The organism is Microbispora sitophila (assembly GCF_014892245.1).
In the GTDB taxonomy this organism is placed as follows: Bacteria; Actinomycetota; Actinomycetes; order Streptosporangiales; family Streptosporangiaceae; genus Microbispora; species Microbispora siamensis.
This window is the reverse complement of sequence record NZ_JADBGC010000010.1, coordinates 165,845-188,032: the sequence shown is the minus strand read 5'-3', so window position 1 is coordinate 188,032 and position 22,188 is coordinate 165,845. Positions and strand designations below refer to the sequence as shown.

The following is a 22,188-nucleotide window of genomic DNA, read 5'->3' as shown; positions in this document are numbered from 1 at the left end:
GGTGATGCTAGGGACGGCTTGGTCCTGCGCCATGGTCCAATCGTGGGGCATTAGAGTGTACCAATGGCCGATCTTCATCTCGTGGTCGACAGGGCCGCGGGCGGGCTCGCCGGGCAGATCGCCCGCGAGGTGCGGAACGCCGTCCGGTCCGGGCGGCTCGTCCCGGGCACCCGCCTGCCCGCCACCCGCGACCTCGCCCGCGATCTCGGCCTGTCGCGCGGCGTCGTCGTCGAGGCCTACGAGCAACTCGTGGCCGAGGGACTCCTCGAATCCAGGACCGGCGCCGGCACCCGGGTCGCGGCGGGGGCCGGACGGCACGCCGCCGCCGAGCAGATTCCGGACGAACCGCTCTGCTGGCCCTACTACGGTCACCGGCCCACCTCACCCGACCTCGGCGCCTTTCCCCGGCAGGCCTGGCTCGCCGCCGTCCGGCACGTCCTGGCCACGCTGCCCAACGACGCGCTCGACTACGGCGACCCCGGCGGGGTGCCCGCCCTGCGCCGCGAACTCGCCGCGTACCTCGGCCGGGTGCGCGCGGCGGACGCGCCGGCGGACCACGTCATGATCGTGACCGGGGTGGCTCAGGGGCTCAGTCTCGCCGTCCAGGCGCTGGTGCGGGATCTGGGCCGCAGGGTCGTCCTGGCCGTCGAGGACCCGACGAGCGCACGTCAGTTACCGCTGCTCCGCCGGGCCGGGGCGGACACCGTCCCCGTGCCCGTCGACCGGGAGGGGATCGTCGTCGGGGCCCTGCCCGGTGACGCCGACGCCGCGCTGGTGACCCCGGCGCACCAGTACCCGACCGGCGTCGTCCTGTCCCCGGCCCGCCGCGCCGCGCTGGTCGAGTGGGCGGCCCGCACGGGCGCCCTCGTGCTGGAGGACGACTACGACGCCGAGTTCCGCTTCGACTGCGACCCGGTCGGGTGCCTGCAGGGCCTCGCGCCCGACCGGGTCGTGCTCGCGGGCAGCGTGAGCAAGTCCCTCGTTCCGGGGCTGCGGCTGGGCTGGATCGCGGCGCCGCCGCGCGTCGCCCGTGCCGTACGGCTCGCGCGCGGGGAACTCGACCTCGGCTCGCCGGTCATCGACCAGTACGCGCTCGCCCATCTCATCGCCGGCGGGGCGTATGACCGACATCTGCGCCGGATGCGCCGGGAGTACCGGCGGCGCAGGGACGCCCTCGTCGGCGCCCTGGCCGAGCACCTGCCCTGGATCACCGTGCGCGGCATCTCAGCGGGACTGCACCTGTACGCGGAGATGGACGACGGGGGCGACCCGTCAGGCCTGGCCGAGGCCGCCCGCGCCGCCGGCCTGTCCGCGGAGGCCGTGACACCGGCTCACGGTTCGCCGGGGCTGGTGATCGGCTTCGCCCGCCTGCCCGCCCACCGCGTCACCGAGGCCGTACGCGCTCTGGCGGGGAATGTCAGGGGGTGACGACGGTGGTCGCGGCGGCCGGGTCGGCCGTACGCGGCTGGAAGCCGCGCGCGAGCAGGATGATCGCGGCGGCGAGGACGAGCGGTGCGGCGAAGGCGACGCGGAAGCCGGAGGCGTCGGCGAGGCCGCCGACGAGCGCGGCTCCGACGATGAATCCCACGTAGTTGAACATGTTGACCCGGGCGATCGCCACGCCCGTGCCCGCCGGGTCGAGGCGGCCGGCCGCGGAGAACGACTGCGGGGCGACGACGGACAGGCCGATCCCGGTGAGGGCGAAGCCCGCGATCGCCAGCGGCACCGTCGGCGCCGCCACGATCGCGATGAAGCCCAGCGTCGCGACGGAGCCCCCGGCGCGGACGATGGCCGCCGGGCCCCACCTGCGCACCGCGAGGTCGCCGCCGACGCGCACCAGGAACGTGGTGAGCTGGTAGGCCCCCAGGGCCAGCGGGATCACGGTCGCCGAGGCGTGCAGGACCTTGTCCATGAAGACGGTGCCGAAGTTGGAGACCGACGAGTCGCCGACGTAGAGGAACGCCATCGCCAGGCAGAGGGGGATGATCGGGCGCCACGCGGCCCCGGCCGGCCTGCCCGCACCCGTGTCCTCGTCCCGGGCCGCGGATGCCCGGTGCTCCTCCTCCGGCCGGTAGAGCCAGAGCGAGGAGAGGACGGCGAGAGCGGCGGCCGGGACCAGGGCGATCGCGAACGTGACGGGCAGGCCGAGGCCGAGCGTGGCCGCCGCGGAGGCCCACAGCGCCCCGACGACCGCCGCCACGCTCCACAGCGCGTGGAACCCGGTGAGCACCGCCCGGCCGTACTCGCGTTCGACCGCGACGCCCTGCATGTTCATGCCCGCGTCCACCCCGCCCAGGCCGAGGCCGAACAGGACGTTGGCCGCCACCAGCATGGGGACGTTCGGGGCGAGGCCCGCGAGCACGACGGCGGCGCAGGCGAGCGGCTGCACCAGGCGCAGGATCGGGCGGCTGCCCCACCGGGACGCGGCGGCCCCGGCGAGCGCGCTCCCGGCCCCGGCGATCACCGGGACGACGAGGAGCAGGATGGTCAGCTCGCCGTCCGACAGGCCGTGCTTCTTCTGCAGCGCCGCCACCTGGGTGAGCAGCGTGGCGAAGGTGAGGCCCTGGACGAAGAACACCGCGAACGTGGCGAGCCGCGCCTGCCGGTCGCGAGAAGTAGGCACCGTGTCCTCTGCCGGCATCGCACGCCTCCAGGAACATGAGGGGGGTTCAAGTTTTGGTCAGCGTAGGAGCCGTCACCCGCCCGGTCAATGGGGTGCGCCGGTCAGGATCGGCCGCCTGCCTCGCGGGCGGCCATCCAGGCGGCGATCTGGGCCCGGGAGGCGAAGCCGAGCTTGTCCAGGATGTGCTCGACGTGGCCCTCCACGGTGCGCTGCGAGATGACGAGGGTGGAGGCGATCTCCTTGTTGCTCCGTCCCTGCGCGATCAGCTCCGCGATCTCCTGCTCCCGCCGGGTGAGCGGGGACGGCTCGGCCGTGGAGACCGTCGTCGCGGGGGGCGTGGGCTCGGCCTCCACGATCGCCTCCTCCGGCCGCGTCGGCGCGCCCTCGGCCCGGTCGCCGAGCGCCTCCTCGATCGCCTCGTCCGGCGTCATCCGGCGGCCCCGGCGCAGCTCCCGGCCGAGGGCTTTGTCGCCCATCCTGCTCCGGAGCGTGGTCAAGCAGTTCTCGTGGAACTCGGCGAACCGCTTGACCCTGGTCGGGGTCAGGCCCATCGTGCGTCCGATCTCCTCGACGGCTCCCAGGAGCCGCGCGGCCTCCGCGTTACGGCCTTTCCCCGTGAGGAGCCAGGCGAGCGTCTGCAGGTTCGTCGCGGCGTTCAGCCGGTCGCCGAAGTCGCGGCCCAGAGCCAGCCCCTCGCGCGCCAGTGCGGTCGCCCGCTCGTCGTCGCCGCACTGCCACAGGTAGATCGCGAAGATCGTCAGAGCCCAGGCCCGGCCGACTCTCTCCCCGTGGCTGCTGGTCAGCTCGATGCTCCGCTCGAACAGCTCCGTCGCGCGCTCGCGGTCGCCGAGCTGGCCCAATGTCGCCGCCAGCGTGGTCAGGGACATCAGTATCCCGCTCTTGTGACCCGCGGCCTCCTGTTCGACGAGGGCCAGGTTCAGCAGTTCGGCGCAGCTCGCGTAGTCGCCCCTGTAGTGCGCCGCCAGCCCGGCGATCAGGGACGCGTGCGCCAGGATCTCCGGATCGCCCAGTTCCTCGGCCAGCGCCCGGCCCTCGTCGAGAAGGGGCAGGCCCGCCGTGGTGTCCCCCTGCGTGAGCGCCATGAAGGCGTCGGAGAGCAGAGCGCGGGCGCGCAGCTCCGTGCGTTCCGGCGCCGCCGCCAGCGTGCGGTCGAGCCAGTGGCGAGCCTCGTTGAAGAAGGCGTTGGTTATCCAGTAGGGCTCGGTGAGCAAGGTCGCCATGCGCAGCCCGGCCTCCGCCTCGCCGGGCTCCTGCAGGCACCAGTCCATCGCGGCGCGGAGGTTCGCCTGCTCCAGGTTCAGCCGCCTGGACCAGGAGAACTGGTCGGGGCCGAACCACTCGGCGGCGGCCTGCCGCACCAGCTGGAGATAGTGGTCCCGGTGCCGCCGCTGGAGCGACCGGCGTTCCGCCGGCCCGCCGAGTCGCTTGCGGCAGAACTCGCGCAGCGTGTCGAGCATCCGGTAGCGGACCGCGCCGGCGTGCTCCTCGCGCAGCAGCAGGGACTTGTCCAGCAGCGCGTCGAGCAGGTCGAGCACGTCGTCGCGTTCGATGCCGCCGCCGGTGCACACCGCTTCGACGGCGTCCAGGTCGAAGTGCGAGGGGAAGATCGACAACCGGGTCCACAGCGTCCGCTCGGCGGCGGGCAGCAGCTGGAAGCTCCAGTCGACCAGCGCGTGCAGGGTCTGCTGACGCGGCACCGCCGTACTGCTGCCTCCGGTGAGCAGGCGGTAGCGGTCGCGCAGGCGCTCGACGAGCGCGTTCACCGACAGGGCCCGCAGCCGCACCGCGGCGAGCTCGATGGCCAGGGGGATGCCGTCGAGCTGGCGGCACAGCTCGGCGACGGCCGCGTGGTTGTCCTCGGTGACGGTGAAGCCGGGCAGGACCGCCGCCGCCCGTTCCGTCAGCAGGCTGATGCCGTCGTACAACTCCAACGACCTGCGGTCGAGCGGCCGGCCCGGCTCGGGGACGGGCAGCGGCGAGATCTTCATCTGGTGCTCGCCGGTGATGCCGAGCGACTGCCGGCTCGTCGCGAGGATGCGCAGCTCGGGAGCCGCGCGCAGGAGCCGGTCGGCGAGCACGGCGCAGGCGTCCCGCAGGTGCTCGCAGTTGTCCAGCACGAGCAGGGTCCGCTGCGAGGACAGCACCTGCTCCAGCGCGTCCACCGGGCCGGCCGCCGACTCGTCCCGTACGCCCATGGTCGCCGCCACCGTCTCCGCCACGAGCGCGGGATCGGTGACGGTGCTCAGATCCACCAGACAGACGCTGTCGAACGCGCGGCGCTGCTCGGCGGCCGCCCGCAGGGCCAGACGGGTCTTGCCGACGCCGCCCACTCCCGTGAGCGTCACCAGACGCGACGCCGAAAGCAGCCGCCTGATCTCGGCCAGCTCACGCCGCCGGCCGACGAAACTCGTCAGGTCGGCTGGAAGGTTGCCGACCTGCCGTGTCACCGCCCCCGCGACCACCTCCTCACGCTAAGCGGCCACGAAGTCCCGGTCAACGTGGGGGTCGACGTCGCGCGCCGCGTCGCATGGTGACCGTCGTGCGGGGAGCGCATACTCTCGATGGTGTGAGCAGCAGCGAGTCCTCAGCCGTGAAGTGGATCTCCGCCTTCCTCTCGCCGCGCACCCCGGACACGCCCGACCCCTCCCTGCTGCGGGCCTCCGACGCCGATCGGGAGCGGATCGTCGCGGTGCTCGCGGACGCCGTCACCGACGGGCGGCTCACGCCGCTGGAACACGAGGAACGGGTGGAGCGCGTCTGGGCCGCGCGGACCCTCGGCGAGCTGGCCGAGCTGACCGTGGATCTGCTGCCGCCGGAGAGCCAGCCGTTCCGGGTGGACAGCCGTCCCGTCACCGCCTTCTTCCGTACGGAGACCCGTGGCGGCCGGTGGGTCGTGCCCTCCCAGGTGCCGGTGACGTCCCTGGGCGGCACGGTCACGATGGACCTGTGCGAGGCGCTGCTCCAGTCGCGGCACGTGGTGGTGCAGCTCGCGGTCATGGCCGGCACGGTCAACTTGACGGTCCCCGAGGGCGTGCGGATCGTGACCGCCCCGGACGCCCGCGTCCGGTCGCTCAGGAACGAGGTGCGGCTCCCGCCGGGCGCGACCGACTTCGCGCCGGACGCGCCCGTGATCGAGCTCGCCGGGTTCGTCTTCGGCGGCAAGGTCGTCGCCCGCTCGCCGAAGCGCCCCCGCCGCCGCCTGTTCGGCCGTTGAGGTCTCAGACGGCGGTGTCGAAGTTGATGGCGCTGTAGGCGCCGAGCTTCCAGAGCTGGTGCTCGCTCTCGATCTTGCGGATCGTGCCCGACCGTCCCCGCATGACGAGGGAGTGCGTCACCGCCGCGCCGCCCTGGAACCGCACGCCGTGCATCAGCTCGCCGTCGGTGATGCCCGTCGCGGCGAAGAACACGTCGTCGGAGCGTACGAGGTCGTCGGTGGTGAGCACCTGGTCGAGGTCGAGCCCGGCGTCGAGGGCCTTGCGGCGCTCCTCATCGTCGCGCGGCCACAGCTTGCCCTGGATGACGCCGCCCATGCACTTGAGCGCGCAGGCGGCGACGATGCCCTCGGGCGTGCCACCGATGCCCAGCATCAGGTCGACACCGGTGCCGTTGCGCGCCGCCATGATCGCGCCGGCCACGTCGCCGTCGGTGATGAAACGGATCCGGGCGCCGGTCTCCCGGATCTCCTTGACGATCCGCTCGTGCCGGGGCCGGTCCAGGATCACCACGGTGACGTCGGACGGCTTGGCGCCCTTGGCCCGCGCCACGGCGCGGATGTTGTCGGCCACCGGGGCGTCGATGTCCACATGATCGGCCGCCTGCGGGCCCGTGACGAGCTTCTCCATGTAGAAGACCGCGGACGGGTCGTACATCGAGCCGCGCTCGCTGACCGCGATCACGGAGATCGCGTTGTTCATGCCGAGCGCGCACAGCCGGGTGCCGTCGATCGGGTCCACGGCGACGTCGCACTCGGGGCCGGTCCCGTCGCCGACCTCCTCGCCGTTGTACAGCATCGGGGCGTTGTCCTTCTCGCCCTCGCCGATCACCACGACGCCCTTCATCGAGACCGTGTTGATCAGTTGGCGCATGGCGTTCACGGCGGCGCCGTCCGCCCCGTTCTTGTCCCCGCGTCCCACCCAGCGCGCGGCCGCCATCGCCGCCGCCTCGGTCACCCTGACCAGTTCTAGAGCCAGGTTGCGGTCGGGTGCGCGTTCCCCCGTCGCCAGAGCGGCCGGTACGTGATCAGCCATTGATCCCCTTTTAGGTAGGTGCCGTTCTAGCGATCGTAGTTCGCGAAGCCGTTCTTGTCCGATTGGTCTGAACCTGTTGGGCCAGGTAGGAGGCCATTTGCGGTCGCGGACCTCCGGAACGGACGGGTCGGAGATATCGTCGCCGCATGAGCGGCGACACCGAACGACAAGTGATGATGCGCACATCGGAGCGGGGTGCGGCGACCCGAGGAGCCCTCCTGAACGCCGCCAAGGAGACGTTCATCACGAGCGGCTTCGCCGAGGCGGGCGTCACCGACGTCGTGGCCAAGGCCGGCGCCAGCGTCGGCAGCCTGTACCACCACTTCTCCGGCAAGGCCGACCTCTACCTGACGCTGTTCGAGGAGTTCCAGAAGCGGCAGACCCAGCGCACCCGGCAGGCCGTGCAGGAGGCCCGGGCGGCCGGGGAAACCGACCCGATGCCCCAATTCCTCGCCGCCGCGCGGGCCTACCTGGAGGGCTGCCTCGCCGAGCGCGATCTCGCCGCGCTCTTCCTGCGCGGCGACGCCCCGCCCGGGTTCGAGGTCATCATGCGCGACCGGCTCCGGCAGTGGGCCAGGCGCACCGCGGCGCTGTTCGAGCACGAGGACGCCCTGGTCGTCGTCGTCACCGGCGCCCTGGCGGCCGTCGTGCAGGAGGTCACGCTGTCGGACGACCCGGAGCAGGCCCGGAGGATGGCCGAGGACGCTCTTCGCATCATCGGCGATATTCGGCACTCGTGAAGGCCGGTACGGCCACCGCCCGCTCCACCGACTAATCTCGCATTACGTGGGACGATTCACCCAGGGACTCTACGGCTACGCATTCGCGCTCCTCGTCTGCCTCGCCGCCGTCGGAGCGTTCCTGCTCATCACGCCGCAGAGCCGCACCGAGCACATCCCCCGGGTGGACTTCTCCATCGACCGGGTCAACGCGGCGCGCACGGCGCCGTACGAAATCGTCGCCCCGAGCCGGGTGCTGCCTGACTGGGTGCCCAACAGCTCGTCACTGACCCAGAAGAACGGCGCCGTGACGTGGCGGCTGGGGTTCGCGACCGCCAAGCGGCAGCACGCCATGCTCGCCCAGAGCGACGAGAGACCGTCCGCGGACTTCGTGAACCGCATGGCCAACACCGACAAGCCCGGCGGGAGCCGCCAGATCGACGGCGTGACCTGGGAGGAACGGTTCCGTCAGGACAAGAACCAGCGGACGCTGGTCCGCGTCTTCCCCGATCACACGGTGGTCGTCACCGGAACGGCCGACTGGGACGAGCTGACCGCCCTCGTGCGGACCCTCGCCCCTCAGGCCAAGCCTTCTCCGGTGTCGTCAGCGGGCTGAACCCGGATCCCGGCTGACGGTCGCCAGCAGGTGCGCGACCAGAGGGCTCTAGTCGTCCTCACGCCAGCCGACGGCGACCCGGGTGCGCGCGTTGGGCTCGACCGTGCGGAAGGCGACGCCCTTGAGCCGGATGCGCCGGATGCTCGCCGGGGCCAGGGAGACGCCCAGGCCGGTTTCCACGAGGGCGCACACGGTCTGCCATTCCACCGCCCGCTGGACGATCCGGGGCGTGAACCCCGCCGCCGCGCACAGGCCGGTGATCTGGTCGTGGAGCCGCGGGCCGGCGGCGCGGGGCAGGAGCACGAAGGGCTCGTCCGCCAGTCGCGAGAGCCGTACTGTCCGCAGGGCGGCCAGCGGATGAGCGGACGGCAGCACGGCCACGAAGGGCTCGGTGAGCACCGTCCTGAAGGCGAGTTCCGCCCCGTCGGCGGCGTCGTCGGCAGGGGGTTCCCGCAGCAGGCCGACGTCGATGGCCTTGTCGCGCAGGGCGGCGATCTGCGGCGCGGTGGTCATCTCGTGGATGTCCAGGCGGACGTCGGGGAATCGCTCCCGGAACGCGCGCAGCAGACCGGGCAGGACGGTCAGGGCGAGGGAGGCGGCGAAGCCGACCCGCAGGCGCCCGGCCCGGCCGCTGCCGACGGCCCGGGCGGCGGCCAGGCCGTCGGCGAGATCGGTGAGGGCACGCCGGGCGGCGGGCAGCAGTTCGCGGCCCGCCGCGGTCAGGGCGACGCGTCCCGGTTCTCGGCTGAACAGCGCGTGGCCGACCTTGTCCTCCAGGCGGCGGATCTGCTGGCTGAGCGGGGGCTGGGCGATGCCCAGGCGGGCCGCGGCGTGGCTGAAGTGCAGTTCCTCGGCGAGCACGACGAAGGCGTGCAATTGCGCCAGGGGGAGTTCGGGGCGCTCCATACGCACAGAGATATCAGGCCATGTCTGAGGATGTATTAGACGTATCGCCGCGCGTCGGCCTAGCGTTCCGCGCATGACGGAGCGACGTGTGATCCTCAGCGGCTCGACGTTCGAGGAGCAGATCGGCTACGCCCGGGCCGTGGTGGACGGCGACCGGGTGCACGTGTCCGGGACGACCGGTTTCGACTACACCACCATGACGATCTCCGAGGACGTCGTGGAGCAGGCCGAGCAGTGTCTGCGCAACATCGGGGCCGCACTGGCCGAGGCGGGGTGCGGCTTCGCCGACGTGGTGCGGGTGCGCTACCTGCTGCCCGACCGGGCCGACTTCGAGCCGTGCTGGCCGGTGCTGCGCCGCCGCTTCGGCGACGTGCGGCCGGCCGCCACGATGATGGAGTGTGGTCTGGCCGACCCCCGCATGAAGATCGAGATCGAGGTCGACGCGCGGCGCCCCGGCATCTGACATGCTTACGCCGGCTGAACGCAGCCGTACACGATGACCTCGACCATGTTCTGGACGACGTTCCTGCTGACGTGCTCCGGCGGCGCGCTGACCAGGGTGAACAGCGCGCCGCCGTAGAGCGCGATCATGGCGGGGATCTTCTCGCGTGGAATGTCGAGGCCGAGTTCTTCGTGGTGCCCGGCGGTGACCAGCGATGCCGTGTCCTGCAGGCCCGCGAGAGCCGAGGCGAGCGCCGGCCGGCGCGCGGCCTCCAGTTGCAGTTCGAAGATCGCCAGATAGCGGTTGCGCAGCGTGGTCGCCGCTGTGAGCAACGATTCCGTCAGCAGGTCGACCAGCGTCGCGGGCTGCTTGACGGCCCGGTCGGTGTCCGCGTGATGCAACTCGGCGATGCGCTCCGCGGCGGCCATCAGCAGCGCTTCACGGGTGCGGAAGTAGTTGGAAGCCGTTCCCGGCGGGAGGTCCGCCGCTTTCTCCACCGCCCGGTGGGTCAGGCCGTGCACGCCCGACGACGCCAGCAGTTCGATCGCGGCATCGGTCAGGGCTTGTCGACGGGCCGGATTAGTGGGTGGCATGGCAATACGCTACCAATAGCCGTACTAGTACGATCGTAGTGAATGAGCGGGAGGTCTCATGAGGATCGTGGTGGTCGGCGCCGGGCTCGGAGGAGTGGCGGCCGCGGTGGGACTGCATCGCGCGGGCCACGAGGTGACACTCGTCGAACGGGCCGCCGAGCTGCGGGAAGCGGGCACCGGGATCGTGGTCATGCCCAACGGGCTGCGCGCGCTGGACGCGCTGGGGCTGGGTGAAGAGGTCCGCGAGCACGTCGTGCACACGACCCGCGGGGGATTGCGGGACTGGCGCGGACGGCCGCTGCTGGTCACCGACCTGGCCCAGGCCCAGCAGGTGGTCCTGACCCCCGCCATGATCGACCGAGCGGAACTGCACCGGGCGCTGCGCGCCCCGCTGCCTCCCGGCCTGGTGCGGACCACGACCCCGATCGAGCGTCTGCAGCCCGATTCCACCGGGGTCACCGTGATCAGCGAAGGCGAGCCCGTCGCGAGAGCGGACGCCGTGATCGCGGCCGACGGCATCGGCAGCACGCTGCGCGCACAGCTCTTCCCCGGTCACCCCGGGCTGCGGCGAACCGGCCGGATGGACCTGCGCGGCATGCTGCCCCGCCCTCCCGGCATGGCACCGGACCTGCTCACCAGCCAGTTGGTCGACCGCCGCAGCGGGGCGATGTTCGGCCTGTTCCCGGTCGGGGAGGACCGCCTGTACTGGTTCACCGACTCCGTCCTGCACGGCCCGCCGCCAGGCACGGACGAGGCACGCCGGCAGATGCTGTCCTTGATGGCCGACTGGCACCCCCTGGTCACGGCACTGATCGAGGCCACCTCGCCCGACGACATCTACGTCGACCCGATCGCCCGCCTGGCCGAACCCCTGCCCTCGTTCGCGACCGGCAGGATCGCGCTCCTCGGCGACGCCGCGCACGCCATGTCACCCGACCTCGGCCAGGGCGCCAGCCAGGCATTCGAAGACGCCGCCGCGCTGACCCGCCACCTGGCCGACGCGGAGCCGGCGGATGTCGCCCAGCGGCTCCTGCGCTACGACGCCGAGCGCAGGCCCGGCGCCAACCGCATGATGCTGGCGGCGGCCCGGCAGTCGAGGCTGACCTCCCAGACCGGCATCGCCGCCTGGCTACGCGACATGCTGCTGCGCGCCGTACCGTCCCGGCTGGCCACCCGGCAGCTCGCCGCCCTCTGGCAGGTTTAGACGAGCAAGTCCGGAGTGGCCCGGTGTCAGAAGGGGGCCTCCTCGGTGCCGTTCGGCTGGGGCTCCTGGCGCTGGGCCATCGCGGCGGCCAGCTTCGCGCGGGCGCCCTGGAGCCACTCCTCGCAGATCGCGGCCAGCCGCTCTCCCCGCTCCCACAGCTCTATCGACTGCTCCAGCGTGAGCCCGCCGGTCTCCAGACGGCGCACCACCTCGGTCAGCTCCTCGCGGGCCTGCTCGTACGACGGGGTCTGCTTGTCCGACGGGGTCTGCTTGTCCTCAGCCACGTCCCCACCTTAGAGGCCGGGACCGACACTCCGCGGCCTCTTAGCCGTGCCCGGTTTGGGCATAAATCGGATGGTTTGTCCGTTACTTAGATGTACTAACCATCTTCGGGGGCGATGATCGGGGGGTCATCCTATGTGTGGAATCAGCGGCTGGGTGGACTATGGACGCGACCTTCGTCGCGAGCGGGAGACCGTGCAGGCCATGACGGACACGATGGCGTGCCGGGGGCCCGACGCCGAGGGGATGTGGCTCGCGCCGCACGCCGCGTTCGGCCACCGGCGGCTGGCCATCATCGACATCGAGGGCGGGCGCCAGCCCATGACCGCCGACGCCGGCGGCGAGGTCGTGGCCGCGCTCACCTACAGCGGCGAGGTCTACAACTTCAGGGAGCTACGTGCCGAGCTCACCCAGCGCGGCCACCGGTTCCGGACCCAGAGCGACACCGAGGTCGTCCTGGAGGCGTACCTCGAATGGGGTGAGGACTTCGTCTCCCGCCTCAACGGCATGTACGCCTTCGCCATCTGGGACGCCCGCCGCGAGGAACTGCTGCTCGTGCGCGACCGTATGGGGATCAAGCCTCTGTACTACTACCCGACACCTGACGGGGTGCTTTTCGGCTCCGAGCCCAAGGCCATCCTGGCCAACCCGCTCGCCGAGCGGGTGATCGACGCCGACGGCCTGCGCGAGATCCTGGCCTTCGTCAAGACGCCGGAGAGCGCCGTCTTCCGGGGGATGTACGAGGTGCGCCCCGGCCAGGTGGTGAAGGTGCGGCGCGAGGGTCTGAGCAAGCGCCGCTACTGGCAGCTGGAGGCCCGCGAGCACACCGACGACCTGCGGACCACCATCAGGACCGTGCGGGAGCTGCTCGACGACATCGTCGAGCGGCAGCTCATCTCCGACGTGCCGTTGTGCACGCTGCTGTCCGGCGGTCTCGACTCCAGCGCGGTCACCGCGCTGGCGGCCCGCGCGCTCGCCGGCCAGGGCGGGGTGCGGTCGTTCTCCGTCGATTTCGCCGGCTACAGCGAGAACTTCCAGGCCGACGACATGCGCGATACCCCGGACACGCCCTACGTCCACGACGTCGTGCGGCACGTCGGCTCGGACCACACGGACATCGTGCTGGACTCCGCCGACCTCATGGACCCCGCCGTACGCGCGGCCGTCCTGCGGGCGCGGGACCTCCCGCTCGGCATCGGCGACATGGACACCTCGCTCTACCTGCTCTTCAAGGCGATCAGGGGGCACTCGACGGTGGCGCTGTCGGGGGAGTCCGCCGACGAGGTGTTCGGCGGCTACCGGTGGTTCCACGACCCTGAAGCGGTCAACTCCGGCACCTTCCCGTGGCTCGCCACCCACACCCAGACGGGCCTGTCCAGCCGGGGCGAGTTCCTGAACGAGGAACTGCTGCGCAAGCTCGACATCCCCGCCTACCGTGCGGACAGCTACCAGCGGGCGCTGGCCGAGGTGCCTCGCGTGCCGGGGGAGACGGGGCTGCAGAAGCGGATGCGGGAGATCAGCTACCTGCACCTGACCCGGTTCGTGCAGATCCTGCTCGACCGCAAGGACCGCATGAGCATGGCCGTCGGCCTGGAGGTCCGGGTGCCGTTCTGCGACCACCGCCTGGTCGAGTACGTCTTCAACGCCCCCTGGGCCATGAAGACCTTCGACGGGCACGAGAAGAGCCTGCTGCGCGCGGCGACGGCCGACGTGCTGCCCCGGTCGGTGGTCGAGCGCCGCAAGGTGCCGTACCCCTCGACGCAGGACCCGGCGTACGAGCGTGCGCTGCGCGCCGAGGTGACCCGCGTGCTCGACGGAGCCCCGGCCATCGGCTGCCTGGTGGACGCGGGCAAGGTGCGTACGATGCTCGACCAGCCCATGGCCGCGGTCAGCCTGCAGGGCGCCCGGACGTCGCTGGAGGGCATCCTGCAGATGAACGCCTGGCTCGGCGCCTACGACGTGCGCCTCGCGATCTGACCTCGCCGCGACCCGGTGCGCCCGGGTCACGCGTCCTGGGCGGTCACCGTCACACGGTCGTCGGAGAAGCGGATCGTGAGCTCGTCGCCCGGCTTGACGTCCGCCGCCAGGCGGACGACCTCTCCGGAAGGACGCTGCGCGATGGCGTAGCCGCGCTCCAGCGTGGCGGCGGGGGACAGGGCCACGAGTCGGGCCCGGAGATGTTCCAGCGAGTCGGCCGAGCGGTCCAGGGACGCCGAAAGGCAGCGCCTGGACCGCTCGCGCAGCGCGTCGACCTGCTCGGCCCGCCGGTCGAGCTCCCGGACGGGATCGGCCAGGGACGGCCGGGAGCGTACGGACTCGAGCCAGGACATCTCGCGCTCGACCCAGCCCCGCAGCACCCGGCGGCCCCGGTCCCTGAGCTGGTGGACGAGCGTGAGCTGCTCGCCCACGTCGGGCACGACCTTCTTGGCCGCGTCCGTCGGAGTCGAGGCGCGCACGTCGGCCACGAGGTCGAGCAGCGGACTGTCCTGCTCGTGGCCGATCGCGCTCACCACCGGCGTACGGCAGGCCGCGACGGCCCGCACCAGCGACTCGTCGGAGAACGGCAGCAGGTCTTCGAGGGAGCCGCCGCCCCTGGCGATGATGATCACGTCGACCTCTCGGTCGGCGTCGAGCTTGCGCAGCGCCTCGGTCACCTCGCCCACGGCGTACGATCCCTGGACGGCGACCTGCTCCACCTTGAACCGGACGGCGGGCCAGCGGCGGCGGGAGTTCTCCAGCACGTCACGCTCCGCCGCCGAATCACGCCCGCAGATGAGCCCGACCGTGCCCGGCAGGAACGGCAGCCGCCTCTTCCTGTCGACGTTGAACAGGCCCTCGCCCGCGAGGACCTGGCGGAGCCGTTCGAGCCGGGCCAGCAGTTCGCCGATGCCGACCGGCCGGATCTCCAGGGCAGTGAACGCGAACGAGCCCTTGTTGACCCAGAAGTCCGGCTTGACGTGCATCACGACGCGCGCGCCGTCGACGGGACGCGGCACGCTCGCCTCGTAGACCGCCCGCGCGCAGGTGATCCGCGCGGAGACGTTGGCCACGGGATCGCGGAGCGTCAGGAAGACGGTGCCGCCCCTGGCGGTCAGCTCGGTGATCTGCCCTTCGACCCAGACGGTGCCCAGCTTGCCGATCCACTGGGCGACCATCTGCAGCACCGACCTGATCGGCAGCGGCGCCTCAGGGGACGTCTTCGCGCTCAAATGCCCTCCTCGCCTGGCCCGGCTCGCACCTGAAGGCTAGCCGCACCGTCCGACAATCCACAGGCGACCGGGCGGAGGACGCGCCGTCACCCGCCCGGCGTACGGCCGGGCGGGCGCGGCTCGGGATCAGGCCTCGGACTGGAGCTTGGACAGCCGGTTCTGGAACATCCGGACCACTTCGGGGCGGTTCAGGTGCGCCTGCTCGTAGTCCAGCAGCGCGTGCACCTGCTCGGCCGACTTGCCGCGCATCCGCGCCCGCAGCGACGCCACGGAGAGGTTCGCGTAGCCCGGCATGGGCTCCGCCGTCTCGGCGGTCGTCGCCTCCGCCGCCGGCTGCTCCACGGGCTGCTGACCCGGCTCGGCCGCCTCCGTGCTGGGCTGCTCCGCCGGCGCCTCGGCAGGGCTCTCCGGCGCCTGCTTGGCGGCGGTCTTCCTGCGGGTCCTGGTGGCCTTCGGCGCCGCGGTGGTCGTGCTATCGGCGGTTTCGGTCGCGGCCTCGGTGGTTTCGGCGGCGGCCTTGCGGCGGGTGCGCGGCTTCTTGGCCTCGGCGGGTGCGGCCTCTTCCGTGGTCGCGGCCCCGGTGGTTTCGGTGGCCTGGGTGGTCTCGGTGGCCTCGGTGGTGGCCTTGCGGCGGGTGCGCGGCTTCTTGGGCGCGGCGGTCCGGTCCGCCACCTCGGCGACGGCCGGGGGCTCAACCTCGACGGGCACGGCCGGCAGGTCGAGCTTCTCGGCCTCGGCGGCAGGCGCGGCCTCGGGCTTCGGCTCGCTCACGGCCTCCACGGCCTCCACGGCCTCCACGGCCTCCACGGCCTTCACGGGCTCGGCCGGGGCCGTCTCCGCCGCCGGCGCTTCCGTGGCCGGCGCTTCCGCGGCCGGCGTCTCCGTGGCCGGGGCCTCGGTCTTCACAGCCTCGGTCTTCACAGGCTCGGTGGTCACCGCCTCGGCCTGCTCGGCCTTGCTCGGGCGGGGGGCGAAGATGACGGGCTCCCGGCGCGCGGGGCGCTCCCCGGCGGCCTGCTCGGGCCGCGGTGCCTCGGCGGTCTCGGGGCGTTCGCCGTCCTGTGCCTCGCCACCGGCGAAGCGCTCCTTGATGGTGGTCTTGATCTTGTCGCCGACCAGCAACGCCTGTCCGACCCCGTTCAGAGCGGTCTGAAGTACGAAGACCGGCAAATCACGTAGAGGTTTCGTTATTGCCTTAAGGACGGACATATTGGCTCCCGGGGAGATGCGTATCTGGTACCCCCAGTCTTGCAAGACCAGGGTCAAGAGGCGGCTCGCGTTCCACATAGCATAGGAACATGGACGTGCAGACCTCAGCGACCCGCCGTGTCCTGGTCGCCAAGCCCCGCGGCTACTGCGCGGGTGTCGACCGTGCGGTGCAGGCGGTCGAGCGGGCGCTGGAGCAGTATGGCGCGCCCATCTACGTGCGCAAGCAGATCGTGCACAACACCCACGTCGTGAAGACGCTGGAGGAGCGCGGCGCCGTCTTCGTGGAGGAGACCGAGGAGGTCCCCGAGGGCGCCATCGTCGTCTTCTCCGCTCACGGTGTCTCGCCCGCCGTGCACGAGGAGGCCGCGAGCCGCAGTCTCCGTACGATCGACGCGACGTGCCCGCTGGTGACCAAGGTGCACAACGAGGCCAAGAGGTTCGCGGCCAAGGACTACGACATCCTGCTCATCGGGCACGAGGGGCACGAGGAGGTCGAGGGCACCGCCGGTGAGGCGCCCGAGCACATCCAGCTCGTGGATGGGCTCGACGGCGTCGACGGCGTGTCCGTACGGGACCCGGAGAAGGTCGTCTGGCTCTCCCAGACGACCCTGTCGGTGGACGAGACCACCGAGACGGTCTCCCGGCTGCGGTCGCGGTTCCCGAACCTCATCGACCCGCCGAGCGACGACATCTGCTACGCCACCTCCAACAGGCAGACGGCCGTCAAGCAGATCGCCGCCGAGTCGGACCTGGTGATCGTCGTCGGCTCCGCCAACTCCTCGAACTCCAAGCGGCTGGTCGAGGTCGCCAAGGACTACGGCGCCGCCGCGTCCTACCTCGTCGACGACGCCTCGTTCGTACGGGACGAGTGGCTTGAGGGCGTGCGCACGGTCGGCCTGACCAGCGGCGCCTCCGTTCCGGAGGAACTGGTGCGGGGAGTGCTCGCCAAGCTGGCCGACCACGGCTTCACCGAGGTCGAGGAGGTCGAGTCGGTGCAGGAGAGCATGCGGTTCGCCCTGCCCCACGAGCTCCGCAAGGACCTCCGCGCGGTCTAGGCGCGGCCTGGCCGCGACCCGGGGTCACTCGTCGGCGGCCCTGCCGTACACGCGGGGCTCGAAGTAGCCCTCAGGCTCCGGGTCGAACGTGCGGGCGCGGCCACGGCGCGAACGGGAGTGGGAGGCCGGCGCCGGTGTGGGCGCCGGCGCGCCGCGCAACTCCCTCAGGTTGGCGGGCAGGCCGCGCACCCACGCGATCCCCAGCGCCAGCGCGGACCCGAGGAACAGCCACGGCGCGCCGGACGACAGCGCGGTGAACATGCCGAGCCCGAACGTCTGGAGCATCGAAGCGGACCTGAGCGCCCGCACGACTTCCACCAGCAGCGCCGCGACGAAGAAGACCAGCGGAGGCGTCACCACCAGCGGCAGTAGGTCCCGGGGACGCACCAGCAGGGCCGCCGTGAGGCAACCGGCCACGAACGCGGGCCCGGGCAGGAACGGCATGCCCACCAGAGTGATCACGAAGAGCATGACGATCGCCCCCCGAGCGGTCAGCCGCAGCCCCGCTCGACCGGTGCCTGTCATCGGGCCCCCCTTACGACAAGTCTCGCGTCAATTTACCGTTCTGACGAAGCGGGGGAGGGGGGCTTACCCGCTCTTCACCTTCGAGTTCGGGGATGGCGACCGGCCTGGGGACCTCCTCGACCGCCGACGGGGCGTCGAGCGAGTAGTCCACGAGACCGAGGTCGTTCATTCTCCGCGCGCTGACCAGCACCCGGCTCTCCAGCGAGCCGACCGTCTGGTTGTACGCGGTGACCGCTCGCGTGAGCGCCTTGCCCAGGCCGTCCACGTGCCGTCCGAGGCCGCCGAGCCGCTCGTACAGTTCCTTGCCGAGATCGAAGACGGCCTTGGCGTTCTCGCTGACCGCGGTCTGCTGCCAGGCGTACTGCGCGGTGCGGAGCATCGTGACGAGCGTCGTGGGAGTGGCGATGTGGACGCGCCTGCGCATCGCGTACTCCAGCAGCCCGGGGTCGCGCTCCAGCGCGGGCGCGAGGAACGCCTCGCCGGGGATGAACAGGACCACGAACTCGGGCGACGGATTGAACGCCTGCCAGTAGGACTTGGCGGCTAACCGGTCCACGTGCTCGCGCACGTGCCGCGCGTGGGCGTCCAGCCGGGCCGAGGCGAACTCGGGATCGGCGGTCTCGGCCGCCTCCAGGTAGGCCGCGAGCGAGACCTTCGCGTCCACGATGACGTTCTTGCCGCCGCTGAGCCGTACGACCATGTCGGGCCGGACCACGCCGTCGCGGGTGACGGCGCTCACCTGCTCGTCGAAGTCGCAGAAGCGGGCCATCCCGGCGATCTCCGCCACCCGGCGCAGCTGCAGCTCTCCCCAGCGTCCCCGGGCCTCCGGCCGCTGGAGTGCCCGCACCAGCGCGTCCGTCTGGGCCTTGAGCCGATCGGAGCTCTCCCGTACGAAGTCCATCTGCTTGCTCAGCTCGGCGCGGGCGGCGCGGGCGCCCGACTCGCTCTCCCTGAGCTGGCTCTCCACCTTGGCGAGCGTCTCCCGCAGCGGCGCGACCAGGTTCTCGACCGCCTGCCTGCGCTGGTCGAGGTCCCCGGCCGCCTCGGCCCTCGTGGTGTTCAGCCGGTTCTCGGCGAGTTCGAGGAAGCGCAGGTTGGCCACGTCGAGGGCGTGTGCGGAGATGGCCTGGAACCGCTCGGTGAGCTGGTTCTCCATGTAGGCCACCTTGTCCTCGGCCGCCCGCGTCCGCGCCTCGGCCTCGGCCACCCTGGCGGCCGCCTGAGCGGTACGGCCGGCGGTCCGCATCCCGGCGAGCGCCGCGCCGACCACCGCGCCGATCACCAGTCCCAGTGCGAGAGCCACGACATCCACGGTCTGGATGATTTCAGGCATTGGCGTGCCAAACAGGGAGGCGCGCCTGGGAGCGGGCCGAGCCGCCGATGTCCGGCGCACCCCCCGAGGCCCCTAAACTCGTGGTACGTGAGCCTGAGCATCGGCATCGTCGGCCTGCCCAACGTCGGCAAGTCCACGCTTTTCAACGCCCTGACCAAGAGCGGGAACGCCCTGGCGGCCAACTACCCGTTCGCCACGATCGAGCCCAACGTGGGCATCGTCGGCGTGCCGGACTCCCGTCTGGACAAGCTGGCGGAGATCTTCGGCTCCGCGCGCATCCTCCCGGCCAAGGTCGAGTTCGTCGACATCGCGGGCCTGGTGAAGGGTGCGTCTGAGGGCCAGGGCAGAGGCAACCAGTTCCTCGCCAACATCCGCGAGACCGACGCGATCTGCCAGGTCATCCGGGTCTTCTCCGACCCCGACGTCACCCACGTGGACGGTGAGGTGGCGCCGGAGCGCGACATCGAGACGATCAACACCGAGCTGATCCTCGCCGACCTGCAGACGATCGAGAAGGCGCTGCCCCGCCTGCAGAAGGAGGCGCGCAACAACAAGGACCGCAAGGTCCTCCTGGAGGCCGCCGAGGCCGCGGCGAAGCTGCTCGACACCGGCACGACCCTGTACGCCGGGGGCAAGGCGGCCGGGATCGACCTCGCCGACCTGCGTGAGCTCCACCTCCTCACGGCCAAGCCGTTCCTTTACGTCTTCAACCTCGACGCCGACGAGCTGACCGACGCCGACCTGCGGGCCAAGCTCTCGGCGATCGTGGCGCCGGCGGAGGCCGTGTTCCTCGACGCCAAGATCGAGTCCGAACTGGTCGAGCTGCCCGACGACGAGGCGCTGGAGCTGCTGCAGTCGGTCGGCCAGGAGGAGTCGGGCCTCTCCCAGCTCGCCCGGGTCGGCTTCGAGACGCTGGGCCTGCAGACGTACCTGACGGCCGGGCCCAAGGAGGCCCGGGCCTGGACGATCCGCAAGGGCGCGACCGCTCCCGAGGCCGCCGGGGTCATCCACACCGACTTCCAGCGCGGTTTCATCAAGGCCGAGGTCATCTCGTTCGACGACCTGGTGGAGGCGGGCTCGATGACCGCCGCCAGGGCGGCGGGCAAGGCCCGCATCGAGGGCAAGGACTACGTGATGCGCGACGGTGACGTCGTGGAGTTCCGTTTCAACGTCTGAACGTTCTCAGACGAGGTCGCGGTAGTAGTAGAACATCGGCTCGGTCGCCCCGGGCTCGCTGTTGGCGAAGCCGTGCGCCTCGTAGAAGCGGCGGGTGTCGGTGTCCTCACCGTCGACGTTGATCTCGAGGGCCTCCGCGCCGCGTTCCCCTGCGAGGCGGCACGCCTCTTCGAGGAGGGCGTGCCCGAACCGCTGTCCGCGCATGTCGGGCCGCACATACAGCTCGTCCAGGATCGCGGCCGGACCCTCCTGCCACACGTTGGGCCGGAAGGACAGAACCGCGACGCCGACGGCCGGTTCGCCGGTGAGAAGGGCGACGAGGTGGTCCCCGGCGATCAGCCCGCGCAGGCGTGCCGTGAGCACCTCCGTTCCCGGTGACGGCGCGTCGAACTCGCGGTTGAAAGCGTCCAGCAACTCGGCGACGACAGCGGCGTCGGACGTCGTCGCCTGCCGTACCAGGTGCTCTTGCTGCGGTATGGCCACCTCTGCAACCTTCCTGCTCTGCCCGGCGGACTGCACGACATTTTCGAGCATCCCGGGAAGAGGTGGGTGACCATCCCTGCCCCGGCCGCGTCTGGTCTGTTGTGACAGACACAAGAACGCGGGGGGCTCGCGCGGCGGGAACCCGGCCGCGTGGCTGCTCGTCATCGCCCGCAACGTTCTGGTCGACCACGTCCGGCGCCACCGCAGAGAGCTGGACCTGCCCCATCCCGACGAGCTCGGCGTGCCGCCGCTGCACATCGAGTCGCCGGCCGTGCGCGAGTCCGGACGGTCTGCGTGTCGGACGTCGCCTACGATCTCCAACGGCCCTGAAACGGCCGGGTCGGGCAAAGCGGCGGTCATGGCGGTGAGCGGCATCACCCGCTGCGGCCCTCCCTCCGGCAGATCCTCCATGGCCAGCGGAAACGCTTGGGCCGACTGCCCTAGACGCATTCGTGATGCTCCTTGAAGCCTCGAGACGAGGCCGTTTGGTGCGTAGTCGCCGTTTGAATCCCTTTTCGTGACAAATCTCTTCGCTGTCGTAATCCGGCACGGCGGAAGGGGATGCCGGCCGAATTCGGGCACCGGGAAAAGCCGAGGTGGCCCGACCTGGCGAGGCCCGATCGGGCCCAAGGGGGCGACCATGCAGCGGAAATCCAGACAGCCGGCTCTCGCGGCGATTTTCGCCTCGACGCTCACGGCCGGCGGAATCGCGCTTCTCGGCGACACCGCCTCCGCGGCCACCGGCGCCCCGGGAGCGGCGTGGGCGCCGCAGGCGGGCGACGTCGTACACCACGACCATAAGCGAGCCGCTGCTGGCGACCGAGGCCGTACCCGTGGCCGGGACGGTGCCGATCGGCGTGCCGAGGATCACGGTCGCGGCGTTCCCGGCGCAGTGGTCTGCCGGCCGATACAGCGGTTCCAGCCAGTACAGCGGTTCGAGCCTGCGGAGCGAGGCGTTCCCGGGCATGGGCGCGTCGATGGAGCAGATGGCGGAGGAGGCCCGCCAGAGCATCAGGAACGAGGCGAGCAGCGCCAGACAGCAGGTCATGCAGGAGGCGGCGAGCGCGCAGCAGCGCATCGAGCAGATGTCCCAGCGTGCGCAGCAGCGGTTGTCGGAGCAGGCGCGATCGCAGTCGCAGTCGTCTGCGGGCCAGTCACAGAGCTCCTCGCTGCCGGAGAGCGCTCCGGGTAGCGCTCTGGGCAGTGCTCCGGAGAACGTCCCGCCCGCGATCTCGGGTCCGGAGAGCGTCCCGCCGACGTCCAGTGAGTCGTCCTCCTCGTCCTCCTCCGAGGCGTGCCAGTGAGGGCGCAGGCGTAGTTCGAGACACGACGGCCCCGCCCCGCGCGGGGCCGTCGTGGCGCGTACGGTCGGTTTCGTTATGCCTGCGAGCTGCGAAGACAGCAATAGGTGGCGGTTAGGTAATCGATGCCCCCGCTGGCCAGGCGTAACGTGCTTTTCCGCGGAGTGGATAGCTGTGGGGCGTCTCTACGGGATGTAGACCCGGTTTGCTCGGTCGCGGCGATGCTTGCACCATGGGCGTGGCT

Annotated in this window: 21 protein-coding genes; 10 read left to right on the top strand and 11 right to left on the bottom strand. The window is 71.4% G+C overall.

All coding sequences use genetic code 11. The annotated features are described in order from the left end of the window. Positions 1–63 precede the first annotated feature (63 nt). On the top strand, positions 64–1,428 hold the full coding sequence (gene pdxR / locus IL992_RS20155) for a MocR-like pyridoxine biosynthesis transcription factor PdxR (protein ID WP_193204905.1): 1,365 nt from the start codon (positions 64–66) through the stop codon (positions 1,426–1,428). On the opposite strand, the gene IL992_RS20150 is transcribed toward pdxR, so the two are convergent. Then, on the bottom strand, positions 1,418–2,641 hold the full coding sequence (locus tag IL992_RS20150) for an MFS transporter (protein ID WP_226873412.1): 1,224 nt from the start codon (positions 2,639–2,641) through the stop codon (positions 1,418–1,420). The genes pdxR and IL992_RS20150 overlap by 11 nt on opposite strands. 83 nt (positions 2,642–2,724) lie before the next feature. After that, entirely contained in the window at positions 2,725–5,106 is a 2,382-nt protein-coding gene (locus IL992_RS20145) for an ATP-binding protein (RefSeq protein WP_193204904.1), read from the bottom strand. Positions 5,107–5,210: 104 nt separating this feature from the next. On the opposite strand from IL992_RS20145, the gene IL992_RS20140 reads away from it, so the two are divergent. Next, positions 5,211–5,858: a DUF1707 SHOCT-like domain-containing protein gene (locus IL992_RS20140; RefSeq protein ID WP_319018686.1), complete on the top strand. Its 648-nt coding sequence runs from the start codon at positions 5,211–5,213 to the stop codon at positions 5,856–5,858. A 4-nt stretch (positions 5,859–5,862) separates the two neighbouring features. On the opposite strand, the gene glpX is transcribed toward IL992_RS20140, so the two are convergent. Continuing rightward, on the bottom strand, positions 5,863–6,891 hold the full coding sequence (glpX, locus tag IL992_RS20135) for a class II fructose-bisphosphatase (RefSeq protein ID WP_193204902.1): 1,029 nt from the start codon (positions 6,889–6,891) through the stop codon (positions 5,863–5,865). A gap of 146 nt (positions 6,892–7,037) precedes the next feature. On the opposite strand from glpX, the gene IL992_RS20130 reads away from it, so the two are divergent. Next, positions 7,038–7,631 carry a TetR/AcrR family transcriptional regulator gene (locus IL992_RS20130; protein WP_193204901.1) on the top strand — a complete coding sequence of 198 codons (594 nt, stop codon included), beginning with the start codon at positions 7,038–7,040 and terminating at the stop codon, positions 7,629–7,631. 46 nt (positions 7,632–7,677) lie between these two features. Beyond that, positions 7,678–8,226, top strand: a complete 549-nt coding sequence (locus IL992_RS20125; protein ID WP_193204900.1) for a DUF4245 domain-containing protein — start codon at positions 7,678–7,680, stop codon at positions 8,224–8,226. 48 nt (positions 8,227–8,274) lie between these two features. On the opposite strand, the gene IL992_RS20120 is transcribed toward IL992_RS20125, so the two are convergent. Beyond that, the gene (locus IL992_RS20120; RefSeq protein WP_193204899.1) at positions 8,275–9,132 is read right to left on the bottom strand and encodes a LysR family transcriptional regulator; all 858 of its coding nucleotides are present in this window, start codon (positions 9,130–9,132) and stop codon (positions 8,275–8,277) included. A gap of 73 nt (positions 9,133–9,205) precedes the next feature. On the opposite strand from IL992_RS20120, the gene IL992_RS20115 reads away from it, so the two are divergent. After that, on the top strand, positions 9,206–9,595 hold the full coding sequence (locus IL992_RS20115) for a RidA family protein (protein ID WP_193204898.1): 390 nt from the start codon (positions 9,206–9,208) through the stop codon (positions 9,593–9,595). A 5-nt stretch (positions 9,596–9,600) separates the two neighbouring features. Here the strand turns inward: IL992_RS20115 and IL992_RS20110 are convergent, their stop codons facing one another. Further along, on the bottom strand, positions 9,601–10,167 hold the full coding sequence (locus IL992_RS20110) for a TetR/AcrR family transcriptional regulator (RefSeq protein WP_193204897.1): 567 nt from the start codon (positions 10,165–10,167) through the stop codon (positions 9,601–9,603). 58 nt (positions 10,168–10,225) lie between these two features. Here IL992_RS20110 and IL992_RS20105 point away from each other — a divergent pair, with 58 nt between their 5' ends. After that, on the top strand, positions 10,226–11,371 hold the full coding sequence (locus tag IL992_RS20105) for an FAD-dependent oxidoreductase (RefSeq protein ID WP_193204896.1): 1,146 nt from the start codon (positions 10,226–10,228) through the stop codon (positions 11,369–11,371). A 26-nt stretch (positions 11,372–11,397) separates the two neighbouring features. On the opposite strand, the gene IL992_RS20100 is transcribed toward IL992_RS20105, so the two are convergent. Beyond that, a complete protein-coding gene (locus IL992_RS20100; protein ID WP_193204895.1) occupies positions 11,398–11,655 on the bottom strand; it encodes an exodeoxyribonuclease VII small subunit in 258 nt (85 codons plus the stop codon). A 133-nt stretch (positions 11,656–11,788) separates the two neighbouring features. On the opposite strand from IL992_RS20100, the gene asnB reads away from it, so the two are divergent. After that, a complete protein-coding gene (gene asnB, locus IL992_RS20095; RefSeq protein WP_193204894.1) occupies positions 11,789–13,630 on the top strand; it encodes an asparagine synthase (glutamine-hydrolyzing) in 1,842 nt (613 codons plus the stop codon). Positions 13,631–13,656: 26 nt separating this feature from the next. Here asnB and xseA read toward each other — a convergent pair whose 3' ends face one another. Both xseA and IL992_RS20085 read right to left on the bottom strand, forming a co-directional pair. Next, complete coding sequence (xseA, locus tag IL992_RS20090) at positions 13,657–14,862, bottom strand: exodeoxyribonuclease VII large subunit (RefSeq protein WP_193204893.1); 1,206 nt, start codon at positions 14,860–14,862, stop codon at positions 13,657–13,659. Between the two features lie 126 nt (positions 14,863–14,988). Then, positions 14,989–16,032, bottom strand: coding sequence for a hypothetical protein (locus IL992_RS20085; RefSeq protein ID WP_193204892.1), 1,044 nt, complete (start codon positions 16,030–16,032; stop codon positions 14,989–14,991). A 128-nt stretch (positions 16,033–16,160) separates the two neighbouring features. Here IL992_RS20085 and IL992_RS20080 point away from each other — a divergent pair, with 128 nt between their 5' ends. Further along, a complete protein-coding gene (locus tag IL992_RS20080; protein WP_193204891.1) occupies positions 16,161–17,126 on the top strand; it encodes a 4-hydroxy-3-methylbut-2-enyl diphosphate reductase in 966 nt (321 codons plus the stop codon). A 24-nt stretch (positions 17,127–17,150) separates the two neighbouring features. On the opposite strand, the gene IL992_RS20075 is transcribed toward IL992_RS20080, so the two are convergent. After that, positions 17,151–17,651 carry a DUF6542 domain-containing protein gene (locus tag IL992_RS20075; RefSeq protein WP_193204890.1) on the bottom strand — a complete coding sequence of 167 codons (501 nt, stop codon included), beginning with the start codon at positions 17,649–17,651 and terminating at the stop codon, positions 17,151–17,153. 10 nt (positions 17,652–17,661) lie between these two features. Further along, on the bottom strand, positions 17,662–18,963 hold the full coding sequence (locus tag IL992_RS20070) for a DNA recombination protein RmuC (RefSeq protein WP_193204889.1): 1,302 nt from the start codon (positions 18,961–18,963) through the stop codon (positions 17,662–17,664). Positions 18,964–19,071: 108 nt separating this feature from the next. Here IL992_RS20070 and ychF point away from each other — a divergent pair, with 108 nt between their 5' ends. Next, positions 19,072–20,160 (top strand): redox-regulated ATPase YchF, encoded by a 1,089-nt coding sequence (gene ychF / locus IL992_RS20065; protein ID WP_193204888.1) that lies wholly within the window; start codon positions 19,072–19,074, stop codon positions 20,158–20,160. A 6-nt stretch (positions 20,161–20,166) separates the two neighbouring features. Here ychF and IL992_RS20060 read toward each other — a convergent pair whose 3' ends face one another. After that, positions 20,167–20,643, bottom strand: a complete 477-nt coding sequence (locus IL992_RS20060) for a GNAT family N-acetyltransferase (RefSeq protein WP_319018684.1) — start codon at positions 20,641–20,643, stop codon at positions 20,167–20,169. An 833-nt stretch (positions 20,644–21,476) separates the two neighbouring features. Here IL992_RS20060 and IL992_RS20050 point away from each other — a divergent pair. Continuing rightward, on the top strand, positions 21,477–21,947 hold the full coding sequence (locus IL992_RS20050; protein ID WP_193204886.1) for a hypothetical protein: 471 nt from the start codon (positions 21,477–21,479) through the stop codon (positions 21,945–21,947). Positions 21,948–22,188: the final 241 nt, after the last annotated feature.

Excerpts from the sequence above, each read along its gene's own strand:
- pdxR (WP_193204905.1), top strand. The coding sequence starts at position 64 with ATGGCCGATCTTCATCTCGTGGTCGACAGGGCCGCGGGCGGGCTCGCC.
- IL992_RS20150 (WP_226873412.1), bottom strand. The coding sequence starts at position 2,641 with ATGCCGGCAGAGGACACGGTGCCTACTTCTCGCGACCGGCAGGCGCGG.
- glpX (WP_193204902.1), bottom strand. The coding sequence starts at position 6,891 with ATGGCTGATCACGTACCGGCCGCTCTGGCGACGGGGGAACGCGCACCC.
- IL992_RS20130 (WP_193204901.1), top strand. The coding sequence starts at position 7,038 with ATGAGCGGCGACACCGAACGACAAGTGATGATGCGCACATCGGAGCGG.
- IL992_RS20120 (WP_193204899.1), bottom strand. The coding sequence starts at position 9,132 with ATGGAGCGCCCCGAACTCCCCCTGGCGCAATTGCACGCCTTCGTCGTG.
- IL992_RS20115 (WP_193204898.1), top strand. The coding sequence starts at position 9,206 with ATGACGGAGCGACGTGTGATCCTCAGCGGCTCGACGTTCGAGGAGCAG.
- IL992_RS20110 (WP_193204897.1), bottom strand. The coding sequence starts at position 10,167 with ATGCCACCCACTAATCCGGCCCGTCGACAAGCCCTGACCGATGCCGCG.
- IL992_RS20105 (WP_193204896.1), top strand. The coding sequence starts at position 10,226 with ATGAGGATCGTGGTGGTCGGCGCCGGGCTCGGAGGAGTGGCGGCCGCG.
- asnB (WP_193204894.1), top strand. The coding sequence starts at position 11,789 with ATGTGTGGAATCAGCGGCTGGGTGGACTATGGACGCGACCTTCGTCGC.
- IL992_RS20080 (WP_193204891.1), top strand. The coding sequence starts at position 16,161 with ATGGACGTGCAGACCTCAGCGACCCGCCGTGTCCTGGTCGCCAAGCCC.
- IL992_RS20075 (WP_193204890.1), bottom strand. The coding sequence starts at position 17,651 with ATGACAGGCACCGGTCGAGCGGGGCTGCGGCTGACCGCTCGGGGGGCG.